The organism is Pseudoalteromonas sp. MMG012, assembly GCF_018100875.1.
Lineage (GTDB): Bacteria > Pseudomonadota > Gammaproteobacteria > Enterobacterales > Alteromonadaceae > Pseudoalteromonas > Pseudoalteromonas aurantia.
Map to the genome: position 1 here is coordinate 56,098 of NZ_JAGJEF010000009.1, position 22,351 is coordinate 78,448.

General features: G+C 42.1%; 15 protein-coding genes. 3 read left to right on the top strand and 12 right to left on the bottom strand.

Features of this window, described 5'->3' with window-relative positions:
- Positions 1-554: 554 nt before the first annotated feature.
- Both J8L97_RS04965 and J8L97_RS04970 read right to left on the bottom strand, forming a co-directional pair.
- Positions 555-1,526 carry a Gfo/Idh/MocA family oxidoreductase gene (locus J8L97_RS04965; protein WP_211048099.1) on the bottom strand — a complete coding sequence of 324 codons (972 nt, stop codon included), beginning with the start codon at positions 1,524-1,526 and terminating at the stop codon, positions 555-557.
- A gap of 15 nt (positions 1,527-1,541) precedes the next feature.
- A complete protein-coding gene (locus J8L97_RS04970; RefSeq protein WP_211048100.1) occupies positions 1,542-3,974 on the bottom strand; it encodes a TOMM precursor leader peptide-binding protein in 2,433 nt (810 codons plus the stop codon).
- 3 nt (positions 3,975-3,977) lie between these two features.
- Here J8L97_RS04970 and J8L97_RS04975 point away from each other — a divergent pair, with 3 nt between their 5' ends.
- Positions 3,978-4,460, top strand: coding sequence for a hypothetical protein (locus J8L97_RS04975; RefSeq protein ID WP_211048101.1), 483 nt, complete (start codon positions 3,978-3,980; stop codon positions 4,458-4,460).
- A gap of 719 nt (positions 4,461-5,179) precedes the next feature.
- Here the strand turns inward: J8L97_RS04975 and J8L97_RS04980 are convergent.
- The 4 genes from J8L97_RS04980 to J8L97_RS04995 all read right to left on the bottom strand — a co-directional run bounded on the left by J8L97_RS04980 (position 5,180) and on the right by J8L97_RS04995 (position 10,083).
- Complete coding sequence (locus J8L97_RS04980; protein WP_211048102.1) at positions 5,180-6,301, bottom strand: heme-binding protein; 1,122 nt, start codon at positions 6,299-6,301, stop codon at positions 5,180-5,182.
- Positions 6,302-6,652: 351 nt separating this feature from the next.
- Entirely contained in the window at positions 6,653-7,465 is an 813-nt protein-coding gene (locus J8L97_RS04985) for a helix-turn-helix transcriptional regulator (protein WP_211048103.1), read from the bottom strand.
- 816 nt (positions 7,466-8,281) lie between these two features.
- Positions 8,282-9,112, bottom strand: coding sequence for a hypothetical protein (locus J8L97_RS04990; protein ID WP_211048104.1), 831 nt, complete (start codon positions 9,110-9,112; stop codon positions 8,282-8,284).
- Between the two features lie 497 nt (positions 9,113-9,609).
- Positions 9,610-10,083, bottom strand: a complete 474-nt coding sequence (locus J8L97_RS04995; protein WP_211048105.1) for a DUF6998 domain-containing protein — start codon at positions 10,081-10,083, stop codon at positions 9,610-9,612.
- Between the two features lie 259 nt (positions 10,084-10,342).
- Here J8L97_RS04995 and J8L97_RS05000 point away from each other — a divergent pair, with 259 nt between their 5' ends.
- On the top strand, positions 10,343-11,437 hold the full coding sequence (locus J8L97_RS05000) for a 2-aminoethylphosphonate--pyruvate transaminase (protein WP_211048106.1): 1,095 nt from the start codon (positions 10,343-10,345) through the stop codon (positions 11,435-11,437).
- 132 nt (positions 11,438-11,569) lie between these two features.
- On the opposite strand, the gene J8L97_RS05005 is transcribed toward J8L97_RS05000, so the two are convergent.
- The 6 genes from J8L97_RS05005 to recR form a co-directional block, all read right to left on the bottom strand.
- Complete coding sequence (locus J8L97_RS05005) at positions 11,570-12,262, bottom strand: UTRA domain-containing protein (protein WP_211048107.1); 693 nt, start codon at positions 12,260-12,262, stop codon at positions 11,570-11,572.
- Between the two features lie 126 nt (positions 12,263-12,388).
- Positions 12,389-13,795, bottom strand: a complete 1,407-nt coding sequence (locus J8L97_RS05010) for an FAD-dependent oxidoreductase (RefSeq protein ID WP_211048108.1) — start codon at positions 13,793-13,795, stop codon at positions 12,389-12,391.
- Positions 13,795-14,604 carry a phosphonoacetaldehyde hydrolase gene (phnX, locus tag J8L97_RS05015; protein ID WP_211048109.1) on the bottom strand — a complete coding sequence of 270 codons (810 nt, stop codon included), beginning with the start codon at positions 14,602-14,604 and terminating at the stop codon, positions 13,795-13,797. The genes J8L97_RS05010 and phnX overlap by 1 nt, the downstream gene beginning before the upstream one ends.
- Positions 14,605-14,615: 11 nt before the next feature.
- Positions 14,616-15,947 carry a DUF5690 family protein gene (locus J8L97_RS05020; protein WP_211048110.1) on the bottom strand — a complete coding sequence of 444 codons (1,332 nt, stop codon included), beginning with the start codon at positions 15,945-15,947 and terminating at the stop codon, positions 14,616-14,618.
- A 59-nt stretch (positions 15,948-16,006) separates the two neighbouring features.
- Positions 16,007-18,808, bottom strand: a complete 2,802-nt coding sequence (locus J8L97_RS05025; protein WP_211048111.1) for a TonB-dependent receptor — start codon at positions 18,806-18,808, stop codon at positions 16,007-16,009.
- A 462-nt stretch (positions 18,809-19,270) separates the two neighbouring features.
- Positions 19,271-19,873 (bottom strand): recombination mediator RecR, encoded by a 603-nt coding sequence (gene recR / locus J8L97_RS05030; RefSeq protein WP_211048112.1) that lies wholly within the window; start codon positions 19,871-19,873, stop codon positions 19,271-19,273.
- A 369-nt stretch (positions 19,874-20,242) separates the two neighbouring features.
- Between recR and J8L97_RS05035 the strand changes: the two genes are divergently transcribed.
- Entirely contained in the window at positions 20,243-22,345 is a 2,103-nt protein-coding gene (locus J8L97_RS05035) for a TonB-dependent siderophore receptor (RefSeq protein ID WP_211048113.1), read from the top strand.
- The last annotated feature ends 6 nt before the right edge of the window (positions 22,346-22,351 follow it).

Consider the following 22,351-nt stretch of genomic DNA (forward strand, 5'->3'; position numbering starts at 1 on the left):
GCAAAGCGCCACCTAAATTCTAACAATGAATTCAGGTGGCAGATTTTCACTAAATAACAATATAACGGGCACGAATAAAATTATTAGCCCCTCTGCCTATGACACAATACATCACTTTAATAGCCCCCCTTTAAATGTGCACACTTATGCTGCTTTGAGAAAAACAGAAACGAACCAATAATGGCATCCATTAAAAATAAAAATGGTCATGCCACTTGCTTCTGAATACTAAGTAACCTCAGGTTTGGATAAGGGTTTTGGAATAGCAAGTGTTTTGAAAACAAACTTACGTACAATCCAGTGATGGTATTTTTTTCAATATCAAGGCGCTTTTATGCAGTAATAGCGGGCTATTACAAATGAAAGCAACGCCGAGAGTGAAAAAATAGCTTTATTGGGCAAATTCGCTTATCCAGAGCTGAGGTTAAGTAATAAAGCGAAACGTGTAGCAAATAGTTTAATGCCGGTGTCTTGAGTACCGCTTCCGCTCTGTTTGAGCTGAAGGTTTTACACCTAGCGCAATGAAATGCGCTAGGTGTAAAAACAACGCATCATTACGCTGCACAATTGTCTTTTGCTGGTGGTTGCAACGTCATCAATACTGTTTGCCATAGTCCACTCAACCCCAATAAGTAATCTGGCTGCTGATATACAGGCTGTGTTTCGCCTTTGGCAGAGGCAGCTAATGTTGCAATCGCCGCCAGATTACACTGATCTCTGTGGCTCATTAACTGCAGCTGACTCATAGGTGCAAGCTCAATAGGCATGTAGGTTTTCCACGACTCTGCAGGTAAGGAATGACTGGCAGGAAACCAGCTTAATGGGCCGGTGGTTTCACTAAGCGTCAAAGTACCATGAGGAAATAGCGCAGAGCACTGATGATTTAAAAACGTGGCGCTGCCGTCATCTTCAACTGACGAAAAGTTTTGGCATAAAACAGAGACGGTGAGGTTGTTATTTTTGAGCATGACGGGCTGAAATGCCATTGGTTCGCCGCTATATTTGATGATTTCGAGCCCTTCAAACCCACCGAGTGCACGCCCTAGTAAGTCCAGCGCCGAATATAAGGTTCTTAAGTTAGCCCCCATAGCATAATGCATACAGCCAAAACCCTGTTGATATGCGGCAAGTATGGATTGTAAAAAGGCTTGTGGGGCATATAAATCAGCAAAGTGGCCATTGACGTGAAAATAAACTTGCTGCTGCTTGGCAAGTGCCAACGCTTCTTGCACAAACGCTTGGTCAACGGGATGCTCACATAATACTGAAACGCCTTTTTTTAATAAATACAATACAATTGCTTTTCCAGCATCGCCCGATACAGCAACGCAAGCAATATCAATATTGTCAGTCGGCACAGTGGTAACATCAGTGTAATATGGTACCCCAGTTTGCTTGGCAATTTGCTGAGAGTATTCACTTCCTTTTGATAGTACGCCTACACATGAGAAACTATCTTGCGGAAATTGACTTAATGCGCGAATGTAAGTGGAACCATAGTGGGTGCCACACACGAGTACTTTCATAATATAATCCTTTTTCTAAGCAATGGGATGTGGTTCTTTATTAACAGGCCGCCCTTGTAATAGCTTGCGTAGCCTTGGGTTATCTACCCGTTTAAATTGCTCACCAAAGTGAATGGGCTGCATATTGACACCGATGGCCCGCGCAACTCTAAAAGGACTTAACGCCATATCTGGAGACGTGACATCCACAATAGCAACCTCTACTCCCGCTTCATCTAGGCACTGCTTGAGTTGGGTAACTTGCGTGATCGCTTCATAAGGCCAATCGTCCAGTGTTTTTGCTTCGCTTATAGGGCGACGCATAAACTCAAATGAAGCGAGCTGGCTCTTGCTAAAATAATAAGCCGCGTGATCTTCTAAACTTGTTACGTCACTAACATGACGCGGAATTTTATGCCCCGAACGCATAAGTTGGCACAGGTAAGGCATCACATGCCCTTGTTCCAATAACGCCTTGCGCATGGCAACCTTGATATCCCCATGGGTGGCGAGCGCAACAGATGCCGCAGGGGTGCGATAACCATCACCAAGGGCTAGGCATACCACCGTTGGTACATGTAACCCCACATCCAATAAGTAGCATTCAAGTTCTACGCCGAGCTGAGTTAAGTCATCTATCATTACCCGCATTTTACCTTGGTTGAGCGACTCATAGCTGAGACGTTCGCAAGGTAATTGTGCATACCAAGTGAGCATCATGGCATCACGCTCAATTAATTCATAACAAGCTCTGAGCGCGGCATCATCATTGTCTTGGCCCGCTGCTAGCCCGTTGGAAGATACCTGACTAAACTGTTCTTTATAGGGGCAAGCAAAATTAAAATAGCTGACTAATGCAGGTACCCAAACAGGTTTATCGGTTGCTAACCAGCTACCACGACACCAGTGTATTTTTTGCTTTCTATGCCATTTGTGAAATGGAAAATTAGGGGTACTGTATTGCTTATTCGAATATAAAACTAAGGTATCTGGATCGACATAATCACCGTGTAACTGGCCAATTGAGGCATATTTAAAATCACTTAATTGGTATCGCGCCGCAGAGTAACGCTCCAGCGCCTCTCCTACCGCACTGATATGTGCAGAAATATGATCTAGCCCCTTACCAGAACCTACTTGACCTGAAGCTCTTGGGTCAAACTCGCCTTCAGTAAACGACGATACCCCGGCTGAAGCAGTAATAGGATAATCGGGTAAGTGTGGTGCATGTCCTGTGAGCTGACGTACGATACCTGTTACTGAGTCTACCCAGCCTTCAAATAAAGATTTAAATTGCTCAACATCTTGTAGTTGATTAAGAGGGTTGGCAGCTGATTTTTTATCACGATGCATTGATAATGCATGAGTCGTGGCATTGCTGTGGTCAAAGCCACACACTTCACACCAAGGAATAGGAATAATGGTATGTTTTTCTGATTGATGTGTGACTAGGTTTTGTACAATAACATGGGACGATAACGCACTTTCAGTATAACCCCAAAGGATTTTTAATGCCTCCATCGCTAGTTGTTGGCCGGTGATGGCAGACATAGGTGTCAACATACTGCGGGCACGGCCATCACGATTTTTTTGATGGCTTTTTTCTATTTCGTGTGCCAATTCTCCATGCTGCTCAGTACCTAGTTTTCTGAGTCTTAAGCAATTCCAGCATGAGCTCGAGGTGGTATCACTTAAATTAACAACGGGGCCTACCCAACTTTCTAAGCCATTCAAGTGACCATAAATCGCTTTAATCGTGTATTGATGTACATATTCAGATACTTTATGTGACCAAAAGTTAGCGTCTTTACCTAAAGTGATAATGGCTAAATCCCAGTCATTTGAAGGGCAGCCTAAGTTGTGATTATCACAACTTAGCTCAGAATGGCTGATCTGCATCCAAGGATTACGCTGTTGTAGTACGGCTTTAAACACCAGTGCTCTTGGTTTGCCAATATCTTCAGGCGTAAGAAAGCGATGACACGTTAAGTCATCACAGGTGATATTTTCTTTATCTAATAAATGAATATGGCCTACACCTGCTGTACCTAGCTCCTCTAACAATGTAACAGCCCAAGGCTCAAGGCCCACAACTAATACTCGACAAGGAGTGAGAGAATAGATTTGCTCTTGGCTATGTGGCATTTGGCCTGCTTGATACCACGGGCGTAGAAAACGTGTTTGAACTAAACCTGGCGGCCTAAACTCTCGTTGCTCAGAGACTTCTTCTAATAAACCATATTGGTTAAGCATTTGTAGGACTGCCTGAATGCTCGCATCTGCATATTCAGGTAAGTGTGTGCAGATTTCAGCTTGAGTGAGCGCCCCGTCCAATAGCGGCAAAACTTTTTCAACAAAGTCTGAAGTATCTCGACCGTGAACTTGAAAATCTCCCAAATCTGAACTTAATAACACACCGCTGCTATTGGGAATAATGCTCGCAGCTGGGGTTAATCTTAGTTTTTTCATAAATTGAACATCCAATCTCTAAGGACATTCCCTGAGTTCAGCTCAGGGAATGTCACTAACTGCGTGCTAACCGCCGGTACTACACGGTGTGCAAGTTACACACTGAAAACATTGCAAACACTGCGGGGCACATTGATAACATTGCACACACTGCGGGGCGCATTGGAAACACTGCGCACATTGCGAGGCGCATTGGAAACACTGCGCACATTGCGGGGCGCATTGGAAACACTGCGCACATTGCGGGGCGCATTGATAACACTGCGCACATTGCGGGGCGCATTGGAAACACTGCGCACACTGCGGGGCGCATTGGAAACACTGCGCACACTGCGGGGCGCATTGGAAACACTGCGCACAGCAGTTCACAGCACAAGGAGAGCAGGTATCACATTGCGTAACAGGCTCACATTGTTGGCAGAAATTCACGATACATGGATAGCAAGTATCACACTTAGTGATGGATGCACACTGCTGACATTGTAAATTTTGACCTGGCTGGCATGTCACACAGAACGTCACCACACATGGATAACAAGTGTCACACTGAGTGATCGGCTGGCATTGTTGACAGAAATTAACAACACATGGGTAGCACGTGTCGCACTGAGTAATAGGCGCACATTGCTGACAGAGGGTAACAACACACGGGTAGCAAGTGTCGCATTGAGTGACTGGTGCACATTGCTGACATTGTAAGTTTTGACCCTGCTGACACAGTGCACAGAAATTAACAATACAAGGGTAACAGGTGACACACTTAGCGACAGGCTCACATGTTACACACTTGTAATTTGCATCACATTGCACGCAGGCAACACAAGGTGTTGGTGGGCCTAAAGGTTGATAGCTAGTACCAACCGGTGCGCATATAGCACACAATGTAGTGGTACATGGTGCACATAAAATTGTCGGTGTGATACAAGGAGTACAAGGTGTACAGTAATAACATACCGCACAGTCTGCGATTCCTGGAGGGTTGCAGCGTGTTTCTAATGCTTTGACTTTAGAAGTGAGCTCTGTCACTTGTAATTGGAGTTCTTTTATTGCTTGTTCGCTCATGTTACTTTCCTTAAAGTTTATTTAATTGTCTTGTTTGGTATCGCATACCAAAAACAACTTGGTTTGCTGCTTGCCGAATGTATGTCACAAGTGGCAAACAAAATGTCTTGAACAGACATATTCAGCACAATGCAATAACGTGTTTATTGCACTTTAAATAGGGTGTTGGCAGTAATGTGTGGAAACTTATAACGGGTGCGTTTGCCGGGGTCTTTGCCATTTATCAAACTGAAGTCCAAAGTAATATCTTGGGTGTACTGCAACATATCTAGGCCATTAGACAGTCGTTCTAACCACAAAGTAGTTTTGAATCGAGGTACGTCTGCATGTGCTTTCATAAATGGTGTATTGGCAATATTACCATCTGTTTCTGTATCAACATCCAGCACAGTGGTCTCGACCACCTCTATGCCTTGTTGATAAAGGCTATCTAAAGCAACTTGCAGCACAATATTGGGGTTAACATTGGGGTTTTCAGGAATATCAACACCATATGGGACTTTAAAGCTGTTACCGCCAGCCGTTGGCAAGGCATTAGTAACAGGAATACTCGGCGCACCTCCAAAACTGTCGTGATGACCAATTGCCAGAATAGAATTACCATGAGGAACTGAAACCTGTTTTACGATAGTTCGGTTCTGCTCTTGCTGAGGTAATGGATCGGGGGTATCTGGGACCCATGGCGCTATGTTCAGAGTTCCTTGTCCTTGAGGCGCCGTCACCTGATGTAGCCAGCTCCCATTTTCAGCATGCACAAGCTCATCTTTTTGAGGGCCATCGGCAAAAAACACCCGCTGTGAGTAAAAAATAGTGTATGCATCTTGTTCATAATTACCTGCCCGATTAGCGACTTTTCCCTGAATGGCACTAAACGTCATGACTTCATAATAAGAGGTATTTTTTAAGATAAACCCATTAGGTGCGTTGTCTTGCGGGATAGGCATGACATTAAACCCCCCGTATCGGGTACTGACCCAAGTACCTATTAGGCCCGCTAATGGTCCGAGTTTTTCAAGAATGTCACATTTTTGATCGCCGCCACCGGCTGCAATCAGCGGAACATTAAAATCTGGGACAAAATGAGGTTGTTGTGGATTAGTGGCTTTATCGGTGCAGTAATTAGGCGATTGTGGAACACAGGTAGCGCAACGTATAATGGCATTGTGCTCACTTGCTGTAGAACATTGTTTATTGAGATCTTCAAATGCAGATTGAAGTTGCGCGACTTCAACTTGTAATTGCGCAATAGGATCTGGCTTGCTCATAGTTTACTTTCCTTGCTGTGCATAAATTAACGGTTGATTAATTTTTCATCAGCTTTTGAGTATATCAGCAAGGGTTTTTTAGGGTATTACACTCCATTACACAAAAAATAAGCGTTTTTCACTGGCACACATATGCATCGCTATTACTGTGAGAGCGAGGTTGAACTTTTTCGTAGTTATGATTACCTGAGGCATGAAAGATAAGCAATTTTAGATGAGTGTCGTCTTAGGTAAGATCTCCAACGTCTCCGAACTCATTGGTTTTTTGAACCCATTGGTTTTGAGTGGCATTTCAAAGTCGAAGTTAATCTTATTATTACAAACCCCTTTAGCCACTCTGTTACTTCTGTTTTAGTGTGAATCTGATTCTTGCAGATTACTTTTTTTTTCCGTACTAATTATCATTGTTAATAATAAGGCACAAGACATAGCCCAGCCAATATACACCAAAGATGTAAAATTATAATGAATAATAGTAATACTGTGTAATCCAAAAGTATGTCGAGCAAAAAGCTCGATAATAGCTAGTATATAAATCATTGATAGATATATAAATATCCAATGGAACAGTCCATCGAAATAGGTAAGCTCAATTTTTTTAGAGTGAGATAAAATTCTTGATAGTTGTACCCTAAAAATTAATATAATGACTGAAGTGACACTAATAATAAGCTGAACACCATAGATCAAACTACCATGCAATACTCTATTCTTACCAGCCGTACTTAAATCAATAATTCCAAAAGCAAAGATTATATAGTTTACTAAATTAACAAAAAGTAGTATCAGTGCAATATGCAGAACATTAGGGTCTTTTTTGATTGCCCCATAAAAAGCGGTTATGGCTATGATTGCCATGTAAATCTCGGCCGTTACTTTTGGTCCCAAAACTAGACTAATTAATAGAACAAGTGAAATAAAGTCTATCAATTTAGATTTATTATTATACGTTTGGTTACGCACTTCTTTAATCTGGCGGAGTAAAGCACTAAAATCAAGTTGGCAGCATTGAAACCATCGGAATAATTTTTTTGAAGGTATATCACTCACGCCTAGTTCATAATTAATGACTGTTTTTCGATCACACTCTAGTTTCTTCGACATAGTTTCTTGAGAAATACCAGCTTTTAGTCTCATAGCCCTTAAATCATCACCATTAATCACGTCCTTTCCCTTTTTATTATGATGGGGAGATTTCTCCCCATCTATACACACATAATATTAACAATGGTGAGGTTATGTTAAAAAACCAGGTATGTTAAACTTTCTAGCGTTATAAAAATAGTGCTACAGCCATGCAGGGCTGTGTCATAGAAGATATTTCGAAAAAGTGAAAAGGTCAATGTTTTATTTACATAACAGAGTTGTTTGCATATTTAATCGCGATTGCTGATGAGGGTAGAACACTGAGCGCCCGTTTAACTTTTTAAAAAGGAACAACAACAGTAATGGGACAGGCACATCTAACTGGATAAAAGGCTGAGCATCAATCAATTGGGTGAGTGAATAGCTATTAAGCTATAACCTGATCATATGCCTAACGACCAAAGCCATTTGGCTTGATTAGACGCTCAGTGCGCGTGTATTAATACAACAAGCAAAGTCGTTTACACCTGACTTGAGCCTGAAACTAACTGGATCACAATAATGAAACCAGCCGCTTTGAATAGTGCCTTGATTGGGTTAACCGATGAATGTCTCGGCTCTGGCGTCCTGCTTCGCTCTACTACCTAAATCCTTTTAGGCATAGTGCCCCTGCGAATCCAGAAGGAAGTAGGTAAAAGTAGACAGCGATGAGATCGCAATAAGAGAGCCTCACTATGTGTTTGCCGTAAGCAACCTGCTTAACTGCAACATCGACAGACTAAGTAAACGAATTTGTTTATTGATTTAGAGTTGGCCGTCACTGTATAAGAACGGCCAAAAAGAACATTAGTGCCTATTGACAGAGTTAAGGCTCATATGTGCTAGAACTTATTTTCACCCATGCACTTTAACTATATTTACGTGCTTTAGAGGTGTACTAATAGATACCTTATTAAGCATTTTTAATATGGTATCTACCAATTTATGTTGATCTAAATATCCAACAAACATTGATCTTAAAAGATAGAAAAAGATTGGTTCATTTCCTTTAAAGTGGTATTTATATGTGCCTTCCGCTTCAACTCTAACAGTTAGCTCAAAATAACACTTTCCCTCTTTTTTACTCAGGTAATCTTCCGTAAACTCAATACAACCAATGCCTTTCGGCTCAGCATCCCTTTTAATGTCTGATATATAAATACCTGTGCTATATAACTCTTTTGCTTTCACATTATTTAATAGCAACTCAGCAACTTCTATTGCTCTTAATACGTCTTCCAATTTTGGGGTTTTATACTCATGTTCAACTTTATTTCTCAATTGGCGAACCTCAGAGATCAATAAAGAAGGAGCAAATCCCAATGCACAGAATAGCCTTAAACTATTTGGTTTAAGGCTTGCCTCTCTCTCACAAAGGAACTCATCACAAAACAATAATGCATTTTTGTGTAAATTATCAGGTTCGAAAGAAAGGCTGTATAAAACAGTTTCAACTAAGCAATCAATGCACCTTTTAGCATTTGATAACGCATTAATTAACCCTTTATCTCCGCCATCTTCCATGTCTGCATAAGCAAACCTCAAATAATCTTCTGGCTTCATCGAGAATTTGTATTCAAAATTTATATTATCACCGTATTCTATACTCAAATTAGTGTAATCTAACTTGGCTTTTTTGAATAACCCTTCGGGACAATCAGTTTCTATTTTTTTAATACGTACCACCTGAATACAAATATAATTCGATTAGTTCTAACTATTTAGTATTTATGCGGCACGTTGTTTGTGCTGCATAATCGCTTGTTGGACTGAGCCGCTACCTGCTCTGTGTGCCAGAGTTGGTGTCATTTATGCTGCGGGAATTTGCTATTTGCTTTTAGTGGCTTAACTTGTCGCAAGCTTATTTTATCGGCTTGTCTTTCGCGCTTGAGCCATCCCTGCATTACTCAGTACGTTTTATCTTACCATTAGAGCTAATTTTGGCTGCTTTATCAATGATATTATCACCACACACACATTTTTCTAGCCCGAACACTTAAGCAGGTTAACGCGTTGATTTAATTCAGTAAGCTCTGCTGCTAGCTCGTTCGTGCTAATTTCATGGTCTCTTCACTTGAATTAACCCTTTCGTTAAACCGTAAGACCCCGATTTTGCATACTTCAAAGAAATTTGTGCCTGTCCCATATTATTCTATTATTCTTCGTCCCAATAGCTGGCCTCTCTAGTTGCGTACTACTTCTTTAATACACCTAACTCGTGGATCACTCAGTATCTGTCCTTTTAGAATTAAAATATGTGCATTGACGTGCTTTCGATATGAGGCATATTCACCTACAACCGTGTGCGGGATCAGCAGTGCTTCAATTATATTAAAGTCTTCGTCATAGATTACCGCGGCCAATTCATCGAAGTCTTGTTCTTCATACTTTCGGATTGCACTGAGCTGACGCGAGTTATTTGTCGGTGTCACCCTACGCCCTTTTATTTGAATACGAGTGCCATGCTTATCTATACCGTCAAACCCTGCTTTAGAATTGGCTTGAAGTTCAAGTTCAAGCGCTTTGGCTACAAGCCATTCAGTGTAATCACCAATTGGGTTGTTATTAGTTCTTACCACTCCTCGATTTTTAAGCTCTTTAGTAATTGACGCCTGCAACTGCAAAAGCGCTTTGATATTCATTTCTTTAAGATTCACCTAAACTCCTTTTTAGCTAGCAACTAAGTAATAAGCATTGTGTTATAGCATACTGCTTTCGATGGATATGTACCACAATCTACTTTTTCGGACATTGAAAAAGCATATATAAATATACTTTTAGAAATCAATAAGTATCACTTTTAAACTTTGGCAACACGATCTCGTAAGCATCTCTTAGACTGTCATAATTCCATCATCAAAAAGTCATGTTTCATGTGCTTTAATTATTGGTATAGACCAGATTGAGATTAGAAAAATGGACAAAAATTACTTATTACTCACACCCGGCCCGTTAACAACATCAGCGACGGTCAAACAAGCCATGCTTAAAGATTGGTGTACATGGGATGAAGAGTACAATGTGGGTATCGTACAAAAAATTCGCTCCGAATTATGTCACCTTGCAAGTACCTCTGATCAATTTACAGCCACGTTAATGCAAGGCAGTGGTACGGCTTCTGTTGAAGCAGCACTAGGCACATTTATTCATGAAAACGCCACAGTATTAGTCATTAATAATGGCGCTTATGGCGCGCGTATTAAACAAATTACGGAATATCTCTCTATTAACCTAATCGCATTAGATTTTTCAGAAACGCACTACCCAGACATATCAAAAATTAAAAATACACTAGAAAATAACCCACATATCACGCACATTGTGATGGTGCACTGCGAAACAACCACAGGTATGCTAAACCCCTTAGAAGAAGTCGCTTCACTCGCGAAAGAGTTCAACAAAGTGATGATATTAGATGCCATGAGTAGCTTTGGCGGCATACCCATTGATATGCACGAATTGCACATTGATGTATTAATTAGCTCGTCGAATAAATGTATTCAGGGCGTGCCTGGGTTTGGCTTTGTGATCAGTAAAAAATCGCTCATCGCGCAATGTAAAGGCAATGCGCGCTCTCTCTCTCTTGATTTATTTGACCAATGGGAAACCATGGAAAAGCACAATGGCAAATGGCGCTTTACTTCTCCAACCCATGTCGTCAGAGCATTTGACCAAGCTTTAACTGAATTGCGTGACGAGGGCGGTGTGGCGGCCAGACACAAGCGATATGCTTCTAACCAATCGTTGTTAGTCAGTGGTATGAAAGAGCTGGGCTTTACGCCGCTTTTACCCGAGCAATTACACTCGCCCATTATCACCACTTTTTTATCCCCTGAGGCTGAACACTACGATTTTAAACGCTTTTATCTCACATTAAAGTCGCTCGGCTATGTGATTTACCCAGGCAAGGTATCAGATTCAGATTGCTTTAGAATCGGCAATATCGGCGAAGTATACCAAAATGATATTGAAGGCTTATTACAGGCAATCAGTGAAGCCAAAGATTGGTAAGCACGACTCAATATCAGTTGACCGACTTTAAATAAGCAATCACGAATATGGGTGCCATTGGCTAGTTTCAGTACTCGCGAATGGCACCGTACATATCCGTTTAAGACCTATTTTCCACAAAAATAAGTAGAGCTACTTGCCTTCAATGATCATTTCGATGGCATCGTGCAACCAAAATTCAATATTATAATCAACGAGTGCTTGGTGTTCATCATATCGCGCACGTTGTACTTTTAAACACGGGGCGCCACAGTTCTTTTCAAGTAACTCAGCGGCACGATCCGGTAACACCGTCACACTGATCTCACATTTTTCGTGAGATACATTCACTTGATAGCTGTGCTCCATTACTTGGGTTATAGAGCCATTGAGTGGCTGTTGCTCTAACCCCTCAAACCTATCTGCAAGGCAATATATCTCTTCAATCAATATTCCTCTGCCATCTAAATAGCGCGCACGAGTTAACTTATATACTGGTTTACTGTCAAAGTAGTGATGCGAAACCTGATGCGTATTGGATGGGCTCTGAATTTCAATCACTTCAGTGGAGGGTACAAAACCTTGCTTTTGTGCTAACGCGTTGAAATTCACTTTTCGAGCTGGATGCCACTTTAATTTATCTGGCGTTACAAACCAACCACGACGCTTTTGACTGAAGATAACCCCTTCCGATTCTAACCGCGCGAGTGCTTCACGGACTGTTATTCTCGTCGAATTAAATTGCTCTTGGAGCGCCCGTTCAGATGACAGCTTTGAACCCGCCTGTAAACGGCCTTCAGCCACCAAACTCTGAATATGATTTCTAATAACTTGATATAAAAGCATAGTTAAATTTTATCAAAAACTTTGCTAATAGCTTACTGCAATTTTATGACAAAAAAAGGCGTTATTCATAATATGCACCAGCTCATCGTACTGATGCACTATTAATGCGCTAAAAAAGAGCCTTATTCATGATGTTGCTTTTAAATTTGGGTCTACTTTGGCTGCTGAGCCACTGAGTTTACTTAAGTGCACATCCCACAATTTTGGGAAGTGGCCACGGTCTTCTGCATATTCTTTTCGCCTTATCGCATTTCGGACGACATACGCTCCGCATGTTCGCACCGGCTCTATTGGAAACTGTGACAGTGTTTGATTTACAAGTGCACAACGCTGCCACTTATTGTGTTTATTCAGCATTAAACTAGACAGTATTTTTCCGCCTAAATAACTTTGCACAACCCCATTACCAGAATAGCCACTACCATAAAATACATTAGTTTGACGTGGTAAATAGCCAAAAAAAGGCAGCCCAGTCACACTTCTATCCGAGGGACCTGTCCAACTTCGTTCTATTTCTAGGCCACTATTTTTAAAAAAGTGTTGCCAGTAGTGCTGCATAATATCCAGATACTGACTTGGCTGATCAAATCGTTTCGTCACCTTGTTAGCAAAACTAAAGTAGTTTCCCCCTTTGCCAAGCATCAAACGTCCTGTTGAAGTGCTACGGTAATAATTCACGAAAATACGGTTATCTATAATGGGGGCACCATGCGCTAACGACATGCTGGCCAAACGTTCAGGATCTGGTTTACTGATCACCATGTCACTTGACACTAGCACCACCGTACGCTTAAATTCGCTCATTAAGCGAGGCAGCCAAGCATTAACAGAAAACAAAAGTTTGTTTGCCCTAACAACGCCCCCTGAAGTGGTAATTTGAATTGTTTCGCCCGCTTGATAACCAAGGTACTGTGTATTTTCAAACACCTTTACACCTAGCTTTTTCGCAACACGTAATAAGCCTCTGACTAATTTAGCGGGTTGCACACTGCCTGCATTCGGTGAATAAATCGCAGATAAATTGGCTGGCGAACCGGTTTTTGCTAGGTTACTTTCGTCTACAGCCTGCCAAGCATTCAAGTGATGCGTGTCTAACAAAGATAAAATCGGTGCAAATCCGCTCTTTTGTGCTGCATTTGATGCCGTGTAATACGTGCCATCTATGCGACAATCACACGCAATACCATATTGTTCAGTAAATGCTTTAATATCATGTACGGCTTGCTCTGATGACTTAACTAAAAACGCCGCTTGATCAATCTCCATGTGTTTAATTAAACTGGCAAATTTGGTTGACCAAGTTAGCATGGCGCCACCATTGCGACCTGATGCCCCTTGCCCACATAAGTCTTTTTCAATGATCACAACATCCAGTTCAGGCTGTGATTGCTTTAAGTTAATCGCAGTCCAAAGTCCGGTAAAGCCACCCCCAATGATACAGATATTGGTGTCTATATTTTGCCTCAGGGGCAAGGCTGAGCGTATGTCAGCCTCGTTGATTGCTTCATCAAACCAAAAAGGAGTAAAGCGCATTAAGGGCGTTCTCCCCGTGCCAGTCTTGCTTCAATCTCATTAAGTACCGGCTCAATATCGGCAAGTGAATCAATAACAAAGTGCGCGCCTGCACAAGACAGTTGCTGATAAGCTTCGCGTGTCAATAAGGCTTGTTTATCTGCATCACAGGCTTGCCACTCTTGTTCGCTTAGTCCTATCGCATTGCCCGTAACAGCTATCCCTACTGTCCACATGCCTGCGTTTAATCCTTCAGTGATACCATGCACAGAGTCATCCACTTTAACGCAATTTGCTACTTTAGAAATTCCAAGACGTTGCACGTTTTCTAGCGCCATCCAAGGGCCAGGCCGGGAGCCCGCCACGCATTCATCACTGGCCACTACACAATCAGGCTTATAGCCGTGCGCCTGTGCAGCAGGTACGAGCACATCCATTACAGGCTTTGGATAGCCTGAACAACTGCCTATTTTGACGTTATCTGCTTGTAACTTATTAATTACTGCAAGTACCCCTTCTATAGGTGCTGCCCGTTCCGCCACTTTATCTTGCTGAAGCGGCATAAAGGTTTGGTAAATATGATCAACATCTTGCTGAGATGGCAAACGGCCAAATTGTTGTTGCCAGCGCTGTGCAATTGTTAGGGTATTCAAAAGTGTATTAATATGATCCCATTTACCTAAACCCATTGGCGCACGCGCTTCTTCAAGACTAATGTCAAAATCAAAGCCCTTTTTAAACGCTTCCACAAAAATACGCGTCGGTGCAATTGATCCATAGTCAACCACAGTGCCAGCCCAATCTAAAATGAGCGCTTCAATATTTTTCATCTTTTTTCCTATTAAGTTGCCGACATAACAGGCTTAACTATGTTGCCTGCTTTCGCGGAAGTTAGTTTTAAACTGAAGTAAATCAAAGAGCTGACTACCAAGATGCTGGCTATCATTGCCACCCAGTAGCAGGCTTGAATAAGAAATTGTAACCAACTCAGATCTGGAGATGAGAAGGTTTTGTAAAGTAAAATACCCACTGATCCGATGTAACCTGCGGAGTCTGCCAAATATAATAAAAACCCTGCATTTGCCGTAGAGCCTACCGCGGAAATCATCCGGTCAAATAAGAAGCAGTTATAGGGTATGTAGCTAATGTAAAGGCCCGCGCCTAATATCACCATCCACGCTTTAGCACTGATTAGATTGGCTTCAAAAGCCCATGTGCAGCTCGCTAAAATAACAGTACCTAGCAATATAACGCCATGATTTACGAAAAAAGCGGTGCGGTTGTTTTTAATCAATACCAAAGCCGCCAGTGCAATCAAAACAATCAGCGCAATCCGTATGCCCGCATAAGCGAATATGGCCGGTTCCTGCCCATACCCCAAAGCCTGCCATATTTCTGCAGAAAAATTATCACGGAAATCCCTAAACCCAGTGAAAAGTAAAAAGCTCAAAATCAGCACTGTGATCCCAAACCAATAGCGTTTAAAAAACGCCCAACGCTGTGCACCATTCATGGGTAAACGCTGCTGTCTAGCCGCTTCATCTTCAGATGTTGGAGGAGGAATACTATTTAAACACATCACCGACAATACCAATAACGGCAAAAAAATAGCACCCGTTGCGGCTGGCATCCAAAGCTCAGATACATCCAATGCAATGATCAGCCATTGTCCGACGGTTCTCACAAGCCCTGATGCCAATATAAACGTCACACTTAATACAGCCCCCAGTAATTCAGCAGTTTTGCGTCCCTCTAAATAACTAAACACTAGGCCCCAGATCATGCCTAAGGCTAAGCCATTAAAAAATAACCACACGATGTTGAAAGGTACCGGTGTAAGCGCGAATAAAATAAGCGCACACTCCGCTCCCACTATCATCCATAGAATGGTTTTTGCGCGCTTTGCTCTTTGCATTTCGGCAATAAATTTAACGCCTATAAACTTTGCAATTAAGTAGCCAAACACTTGCGATAAAATGAGTGCCACTTTAAAGCTAATAGCCCAATGTCCTTGGTCAAAATCAGTATAACTATTGACCGAGAAAGGCTTTCGAAACGCATACATACAAAAATAAGTCATAAAAGCACTAGACGCTGCAAATAACACAAATGCGGCACCTTGCGCTGGCTTAAGCCAGTTCGGCGTGCGCTGCCAAACAGTTAAAGAATACATAATCAACCTTAAATAACAGCAAGGTGTTCAGCAACACCTTGCATCACTGCCTTTACAACCTAAAACTGATAATTAATACCAATCATGCCGCGCATACCGTAATACTCCACTTGTAGTGGTCGGCCTTTTTCGCCCATATAGTATTCCAGTGCTTCATTGGTTAAGTTATTCAGTTCAAGGTAAATTAAGGTTTGCTCATTGATTTGATAAGACGTCGTAAAATCAACACTGGTATTCGCCCCGTAATAACTATCACTTTGCGACGATTTACCATGCTCCTCTATGTAAGCCCCTTTATGATTTAGCGCAATTCTTGCCGCGAATGCAGTATCATCATAGTACAGGGTAAAGTTATACAACTCGCTTGCTTGGCGCGGAATATGAACCTTATCATCACGTGTTGGAATACGCATTTGCGAGTCCATAAACGTGGCATTCGTCATGACTCCAAAGTTTTCCAGTGTCGCAGAAATAAAGCCAAGATCACGGTTAAAGGCTAATTCAAAACCGGCAAGCCAAGCACGCTCACCATTTTCAGGGCGAACAATATTAATGCCATCTCGACCGTTATAGTTACCAGTAGAACGTTTTTCGAAAATAGGATCTTGAATATCTTTGTAAAAAGCCCCTACTGACATAAGGCCAACACGGTCAAAGTAATGTTCAACCATGACATCTAAGTTATTTGAATAGGTCGGATTTAGCGCTGGGTTACCTGAGTCAAGTTTGTTGTCGGCTTCAAGATACGTTGCCCCTGGCGTTAAAGAGCCAAAATCTGGTCTGGCAAAACTACGCGTTAATGCCAATCGGTAATTGGTTGTGTCTGTCGCGTGATACGTTAAATGCAGTGCAGGTAGCACCGACCAATAATCATTACTTTGTGTTGTGGCAACCGTTCTCTTTTCATCTGATAAATAGGTATGCCCCGACACAGTGGTGTCGGTTTTGGTTAAACGCAGGCCAGCTAATACTTCTAACTTAGGATTAACTTGATACGTTGCCATCCCGTAAATTGAGGTATGCTGTTCTTCAATATCAAAGTTTCTGCCTAATGCACCACCGTTACTGATCAATGCTGACTCGTCTGCATTGAGGCGAAACTTACTGCGGTTTTTATTCCAAAATGCCATCGTTGCTTCTGTCGTGGCCACTTGAGAAAACTGCGCTTGATAATTAAAGTGCGCGTCAGATAAAAAGTCATGTCGACCGGGCTGATCACTCAGTGCAAAATCTGCCAATGTTGGCGCTGCGCCATACTCATCGGTGTTCCATTCGTAAAACTCATCAGCAAAGTCAGCATGACGTACTTTGTCACGATATTTAACGCCGAATTTGTAGCTAAGCTCAGGTGCTATGCTCCATTCAAAGTCTAAATTAGCAACCACACGGTCTTTCTCATTCACGTAAACTTTATACAGCTCAACCCAAGACAGTCCGGCTTGCGTGGGGTCCATATTAAAACCGGCTGGAAAGTGGTTACTGATCCCATTCCAAGCGTCCGTGCCACCATCAATTAAGTTATATGCGTATTTTTTACCATTACTCGCTTCTTTTAAACCGGTATAACCCACCTGCTTTTGATCGAAACGCATCACAAAATAGCTATTATCTTGGCCGTTTGGCTTATCGCCATAACGAAATTCATTTTCATACGTCGCAAGCTGCCAGTTGATGGTTTTATCAAAGCCAATATCATGCTCACCCGCAAACTCAAAGCCATGCATTTGAGTGATCAACTCGTTGCGAATATGCTGGAGTTCGGCTCTGTCTTTATCGAACCTTAAGCGATGTTTATAGTGGGTTTCATCATCAATCAAAGTACCGTACAAAGCACTCGCACTGATACTGCCATTGTCTAAATCATACTCCATAGAACCATTGAGCCCGTAAGTTTCACGTGTGCCGGTGTAATCTCTGAGCTCTAAGCGATAAATGCCAAAGTCCTCACTTTCACCTCGACGGCGTGGCTCATAATTGTCTGTTGCCCAATCTCGTTTCCAAGCCGTCGCATTAACAATAAACCCTAACTTATCGTCCATTAAACGATCGCCATATACCACATTTGCTGAGTAGTTATTACCACCAGCGAGTTCATTTTGACCGACTGCGAAGTTGGTTTGTAGTAAAAACTCATCCGCTGATTTTTTGGTTATAAAGTTAACACTGCCCCCAATTGCATCTCCTTCCATATCTGGCGTTATTGCTTTAGACACTTCGACAAACTCAATGAGTTCACTCGGAAAGAAATCGAATGCGGTGGCACGACTGGTGGTCTCTTCTTCTGCGGTTGGCAATCGATTACCGTTAATACTTGCTGAGCTCCACTGTGATGGTAATCCCCTCACTGCAACAAAACGCCCTTCGCCTTGGTCACGCTCAATAGACACACCAGGAATTCGCTGAACGGCTTCAGCGGCATTTCTATCGGGGAGTTTACCAATGCCATCTGCGGCAATAACACTGATGATATTAGAGGCATTTCTTTGATTATTCGCCGCAGCCATTTCACCGCGAAATATCTGGCCAACACTAACAACTTCCTCTATCTCTTGCTGAGTATTTAACACAATGGGCGCAACTGTGGTCACTTTCCCTTCAACCACCGTGACATTCATCTGTGAATTCTCATAACCAAAATAGTTAACCACGAGTGTATACTCACCGGATGCCAGTTTCGGTAATTCAAAACGGCCTCTATAGTCGGTGACTGCAGTAACACGGGTGTTTTTAATCGATATGGATGCACCTGACAGGTTCCCCTGAAAGTCCTTTACGGTACCGACAAGTTTGCCACTCGATGCATACACGCCCGAACTGGTAGCGAGGAAAATAGCAGCAGCGATCTGAGTTAGTTTTTTCATTGCTTTCATCTCTAATGTTGGGTTTTATTTCTGGTCTAGTCCAGATTTATTAAAGAGATGGTAGTATTGATTGTTTACAAATTCATGACGGTTTAATTAAACGTTTATGGAGCTATGATTTAAATGGATGGCCCATTAAAGGAAATGACATGCTATACCGCTAAAAATATGTAACTGAGAACTTAACGTTAGCATCCGCCTGATAGCCATTTGCAATTAGTCACCCATTTAAATACGGGTAACTTAAAGGCGTATCGCACGATAAAATAAATTTTTGACGATACTTCGTCAATTGAGGAAATGATGCGTGTAATGCTACTGAAACGCCATAATAGAAAAACCGGCTAAGAACACAATTAATTATACGAGATAATTAATTTACAATAGCCTTATAGCCGCCAGTAAAATGTTGGGCAAGCCATAAGGCAATCAATATGCCACACAGTGATGTGTACCCGCCCCTCAACTAATACTACGTCGACCTGAAAAAGCATGCATCAGCGTCATACCATCCACCAAGTCGAGTTCACCCCCTACCGGCATACCATGGGCTATTCTCGATGCATCTACCCCATGCTTTTGACATAGCTCAGCGATATAATGCGCAGTTGCTTCACCTTCAACGGTGGGGTTTGTCGCTAAAATAACTTCGTCTATATTGCCTTTTGACAATTTATCAGCCAACAAATCCAAACCAATTTCTGCAGGACCTATGCCGTCCAGCGGAGATAAATGTCCCATTAATACAAAGTAAAGACCTTGATATTGCCCTGTTTGCTCTATTGCTAAAACATCTGTAGGTGACTCAACAATACATAACAATCGGCTATCTTGACGCTTGACGCTTAAACAAATATCACAATGAGGAGTTTCTGAAAACGTACGACAAGACTCACAATGCCCGATAACTTGCATGGCCTTCAATAAACTATCGCCGAGTTGAGTTCCCCCTGAACGGTCTCGTTCAAGTAAATGAAACGCGATTCTTTGTGCTGATTTAGGACCTATACCTGGTAAACAGCGCAATGCTTCTATTAATGCGGTAAGTGAGGGTGATAATTGCATATTAAAGTTAACTTAAAATGAGAGAATTAAAATAGGTAACAACATCACCATAACAGAGAGTGAGTCAATCAATAGCCAACCTATTTTATTGGATTAATCAATGATATCAGAAAATCAATATTGATGGCACTAGCGAGTATCGACAATCCCCCCCACATTCCTTAACTCAAAAATCGCTATTTTAATCATAATTTAGACGCGAACATTCCAGTTGTAATGAAAACTATTTCCAATTACCTCTTCCCAAAACAAATTAAAACTTGCTAGTATTGAGATGTTATAACGTTTGATCGAAAATCGAGCTGGCATCTTCACAAATAAGACGCCTTAAAATACGGAAAATACATACATAAGTAGTTGGAACTAAAAATGAAAAGGTCTTTGATTGCGGCCAGCACCTTGGTCGGTTTAATAAGCTCGGATAGCTTAGCATCTCAAGAAATAGAAAAAGTAGAAGTGATAGGCACGCGCGCGCCTTTATATAGTACTCGCGATATTAATGCGTCAGCCCTTGGCTCTAAAGACACACAGCTATTACCCATCTCCATACAATCATTTTCAGAAGCACTTATCGCGAACCAAAGAGCGAAAACATTAGGGGAAATACTGGCAAATGACGCATCAGTACAGAATACCTCTATTGGCACCGTATTTGACCTTGTCAGCCTACGCGGTTTTCAACTTGATTGGACCAACGGGCTTAGGCGTGATGGTTTAGCGTTGGCGCCCTATCAAGATGTACCACTTGAAAATATCCAACGCATTGATGTGATTAAGGGGCCATCTAGCCTTGTTTCTGGATTTAATAACCCTGGTGGCACCATTAATTATGTCACCAAGCGCCCGACTCAAGCGCGTTTCTTCGATGTCACAGTTGAGCTAAAAAATCGAGCCAGTAAATTTTTACACCTTGATTTTGGTGGCCCACTCTCAAACAACAAAGACATGGGCTATCGTTTCAACGCCGCGTTTGAAAAAAATGGCGACTTTACTGGCGGCGACGACCTCAAACGGACTTTTGTCAGTGCTGCTTTTGACTGGCAATTATCTGATCAGTTGTTTGTCAGACTAGACAGTGACTTTCAAGACAAAAAAACCGTCTCACAACCCCTTATTGGGTTATCTACTGACCCGAGTACTGGCAAAACCATTTTGCCACCCTACGTAGATACCAGCGAGACACTCCTTGGGCAGCCATGGGCTTTGTATGAAACTCAAACCTTTAATAGTGCCCTGCGCGCGGATTTTTGGTTCAATGACCAATGGCAATGGGTGAATCAAGTTGCTTATTCAAGCAATGATAGATTTACCATTTTCCCTGACATTTATAGCGTCAATCAAGCTGGAGATGTTTTATCATCCGCAATACATGTTACCCCTGATGAGGAATATCAGACAGTGTCTGCCCACACCTTTGTTAAAGGTGCATTTCAGACTAAGGGAATTGAACATGAACTGGTTATTGGCCTCAGCGCCAGAGAATATCAATCTAAAGACGGCCGTTGGTTTGAACTCACCAATCCTGTTGGCAATATATTCAACCCAACCTACACTGAAAAACCGAACTATCCCGACTATCCCGATGCGAACGTAACCGACACCAGTGAAAGTTCGTTTTTTATCACCAATACCCTGCACTTCAATGACGTTTTCTATACCACGCTTGGGTTACGTCACATACAGTATGATAAGACACAACGCGCACCGAATAGCGCACGGGTGACATTAGATGATCGCAGCTTTAACACGCCAATGTTGGGGATTAACTATAACCCCAGTGACACACTCGCATTTTATCTCAGCTATTCAGAAGGCGCTGGAGAAGGGGCTGTTGCTGTTATTGGCAGTGGCGCTATCAACGAGGGGGAGTCATTAGGTCCACAAGAAAGTGAACAAATTGAAGCGGGGATTAAATACCAACATGCGGGTATAAATTATACCGCAGCGCTATTTCAAGTAGAGAAAATGCTCGAGTATCACAACCGCAATACTAACTACTTCGTACAAGATGGGGTCCAATCACACCAAGGGTTAGAGCTCAACCTCAGCGGTGAAATAAACGCTCACCTGTCTACCGTTACCTCGGTGACTTTTATGAACCCAACGCTTGATGAATTAGGGGGAGACAACACCATCAATGGCAATAGACCGGCCAATGTTCCTAAATTTCAAGCAAATACCTTCGTAGATTACACCATTCCAAGCTATCAATCACTCAGCATGAATGTAGGTATTTTTCATGTCGGTGAGCGCGAGCAAAATGTGTCAAATACACTCACTCTCCCTGCGTATACCCGCGTTGATTTGGGGCTCAAATACCAGCTATCTGCGCTTAATGCCACTGTAAGACTCAGGGTTGAAAACGTTTTTGATAAACAATACTGGTTATCTGGTGGTGCAAAGGGCATTGACTGGGGCGTATCTCCTGGTCGAGGCAGATTAATTAGCGCTTCAACAACGTTTAGTTTTTAGGGAATA

Bases quoted from the DNA above. Each gene is read 5' to 3' on its own strand.
- J8L97_RS04965 (WP_211048099.1), bottom strand. From the start codon at position 1,526: ATGAAAGTACTCGTGTGTGGCACCCACTATGGTTCCACTTACATTCGC.
- J8L97_RS04970 (WP_211048100.1), bottom strand. From the start codon at position 3,974: ATGAAAAAACTAAGATTAACCCCAGCTGCGAGCATTATTCCCAATAGC.
- J8L97_RS04980 (WP_211048102.1), bottom strand. From the start codon at position 6,301: ATGAGCAAGCCAGATCCTATTGCGCAATTACAAGTTGAAGTCGCGCAA.
- J8L97_RS05000 (WP_211048106.1), top strand. From the start codon at position 10,343: ATGGACAAAAATTACTTATTACTCACACCCGGCCCGTTAACAACATCA.
- J8L97_RS05005 (WP_211048107.1), bottom strand. From the start codon at position 12,262: ATGCTTTTATATCAAGTTATTAGAAATCATATTCAGAGTTTGGTGGCT.
- J8L97_RS05010 (WP_211048108.1), bottom strand. From the start codon at position 13,795: ATGCGCTTTACTCCTTTTTGGTTTGATGAAGCAATCAACGAGGCTGAC.
- phnX (WP_211048109.1), bottom strand. From the start codon at position 14,604: ATGAAAAATATTGAAGCGCTCATTTTAGATTGGGCTGGCACTGTGGTT.
- J8L97_RS05020 (WP_211048110.1), bottom strand. From the start codon at position 15,947: ATGTATTCTTTAACTGTTTGGCAGCGCACGCCGAACTGGCTTAAGCCA.
- J8L97_RS05025 (WP_211048111.1), bottom strand. From the start codon at position 18,808: ATGAAAAAACTAACTCAGATCGCTGCTGCTATTTTCCTCGCTACCAGT.
- recR (WP_211048112.1), bottom strand. From the start codon at position 19,873: ATGCAATTATCACCCTCACTTACCGCATTAATAGAAGCATTGCGCTGT.
- J8L97_RS05035 (WP_211048113.1), top strand. From the start codon at position 20,243: ATGAAAAGGTCTTTGATTGCGGCCAGCACCTTGGTCGGTTTAATAAGC.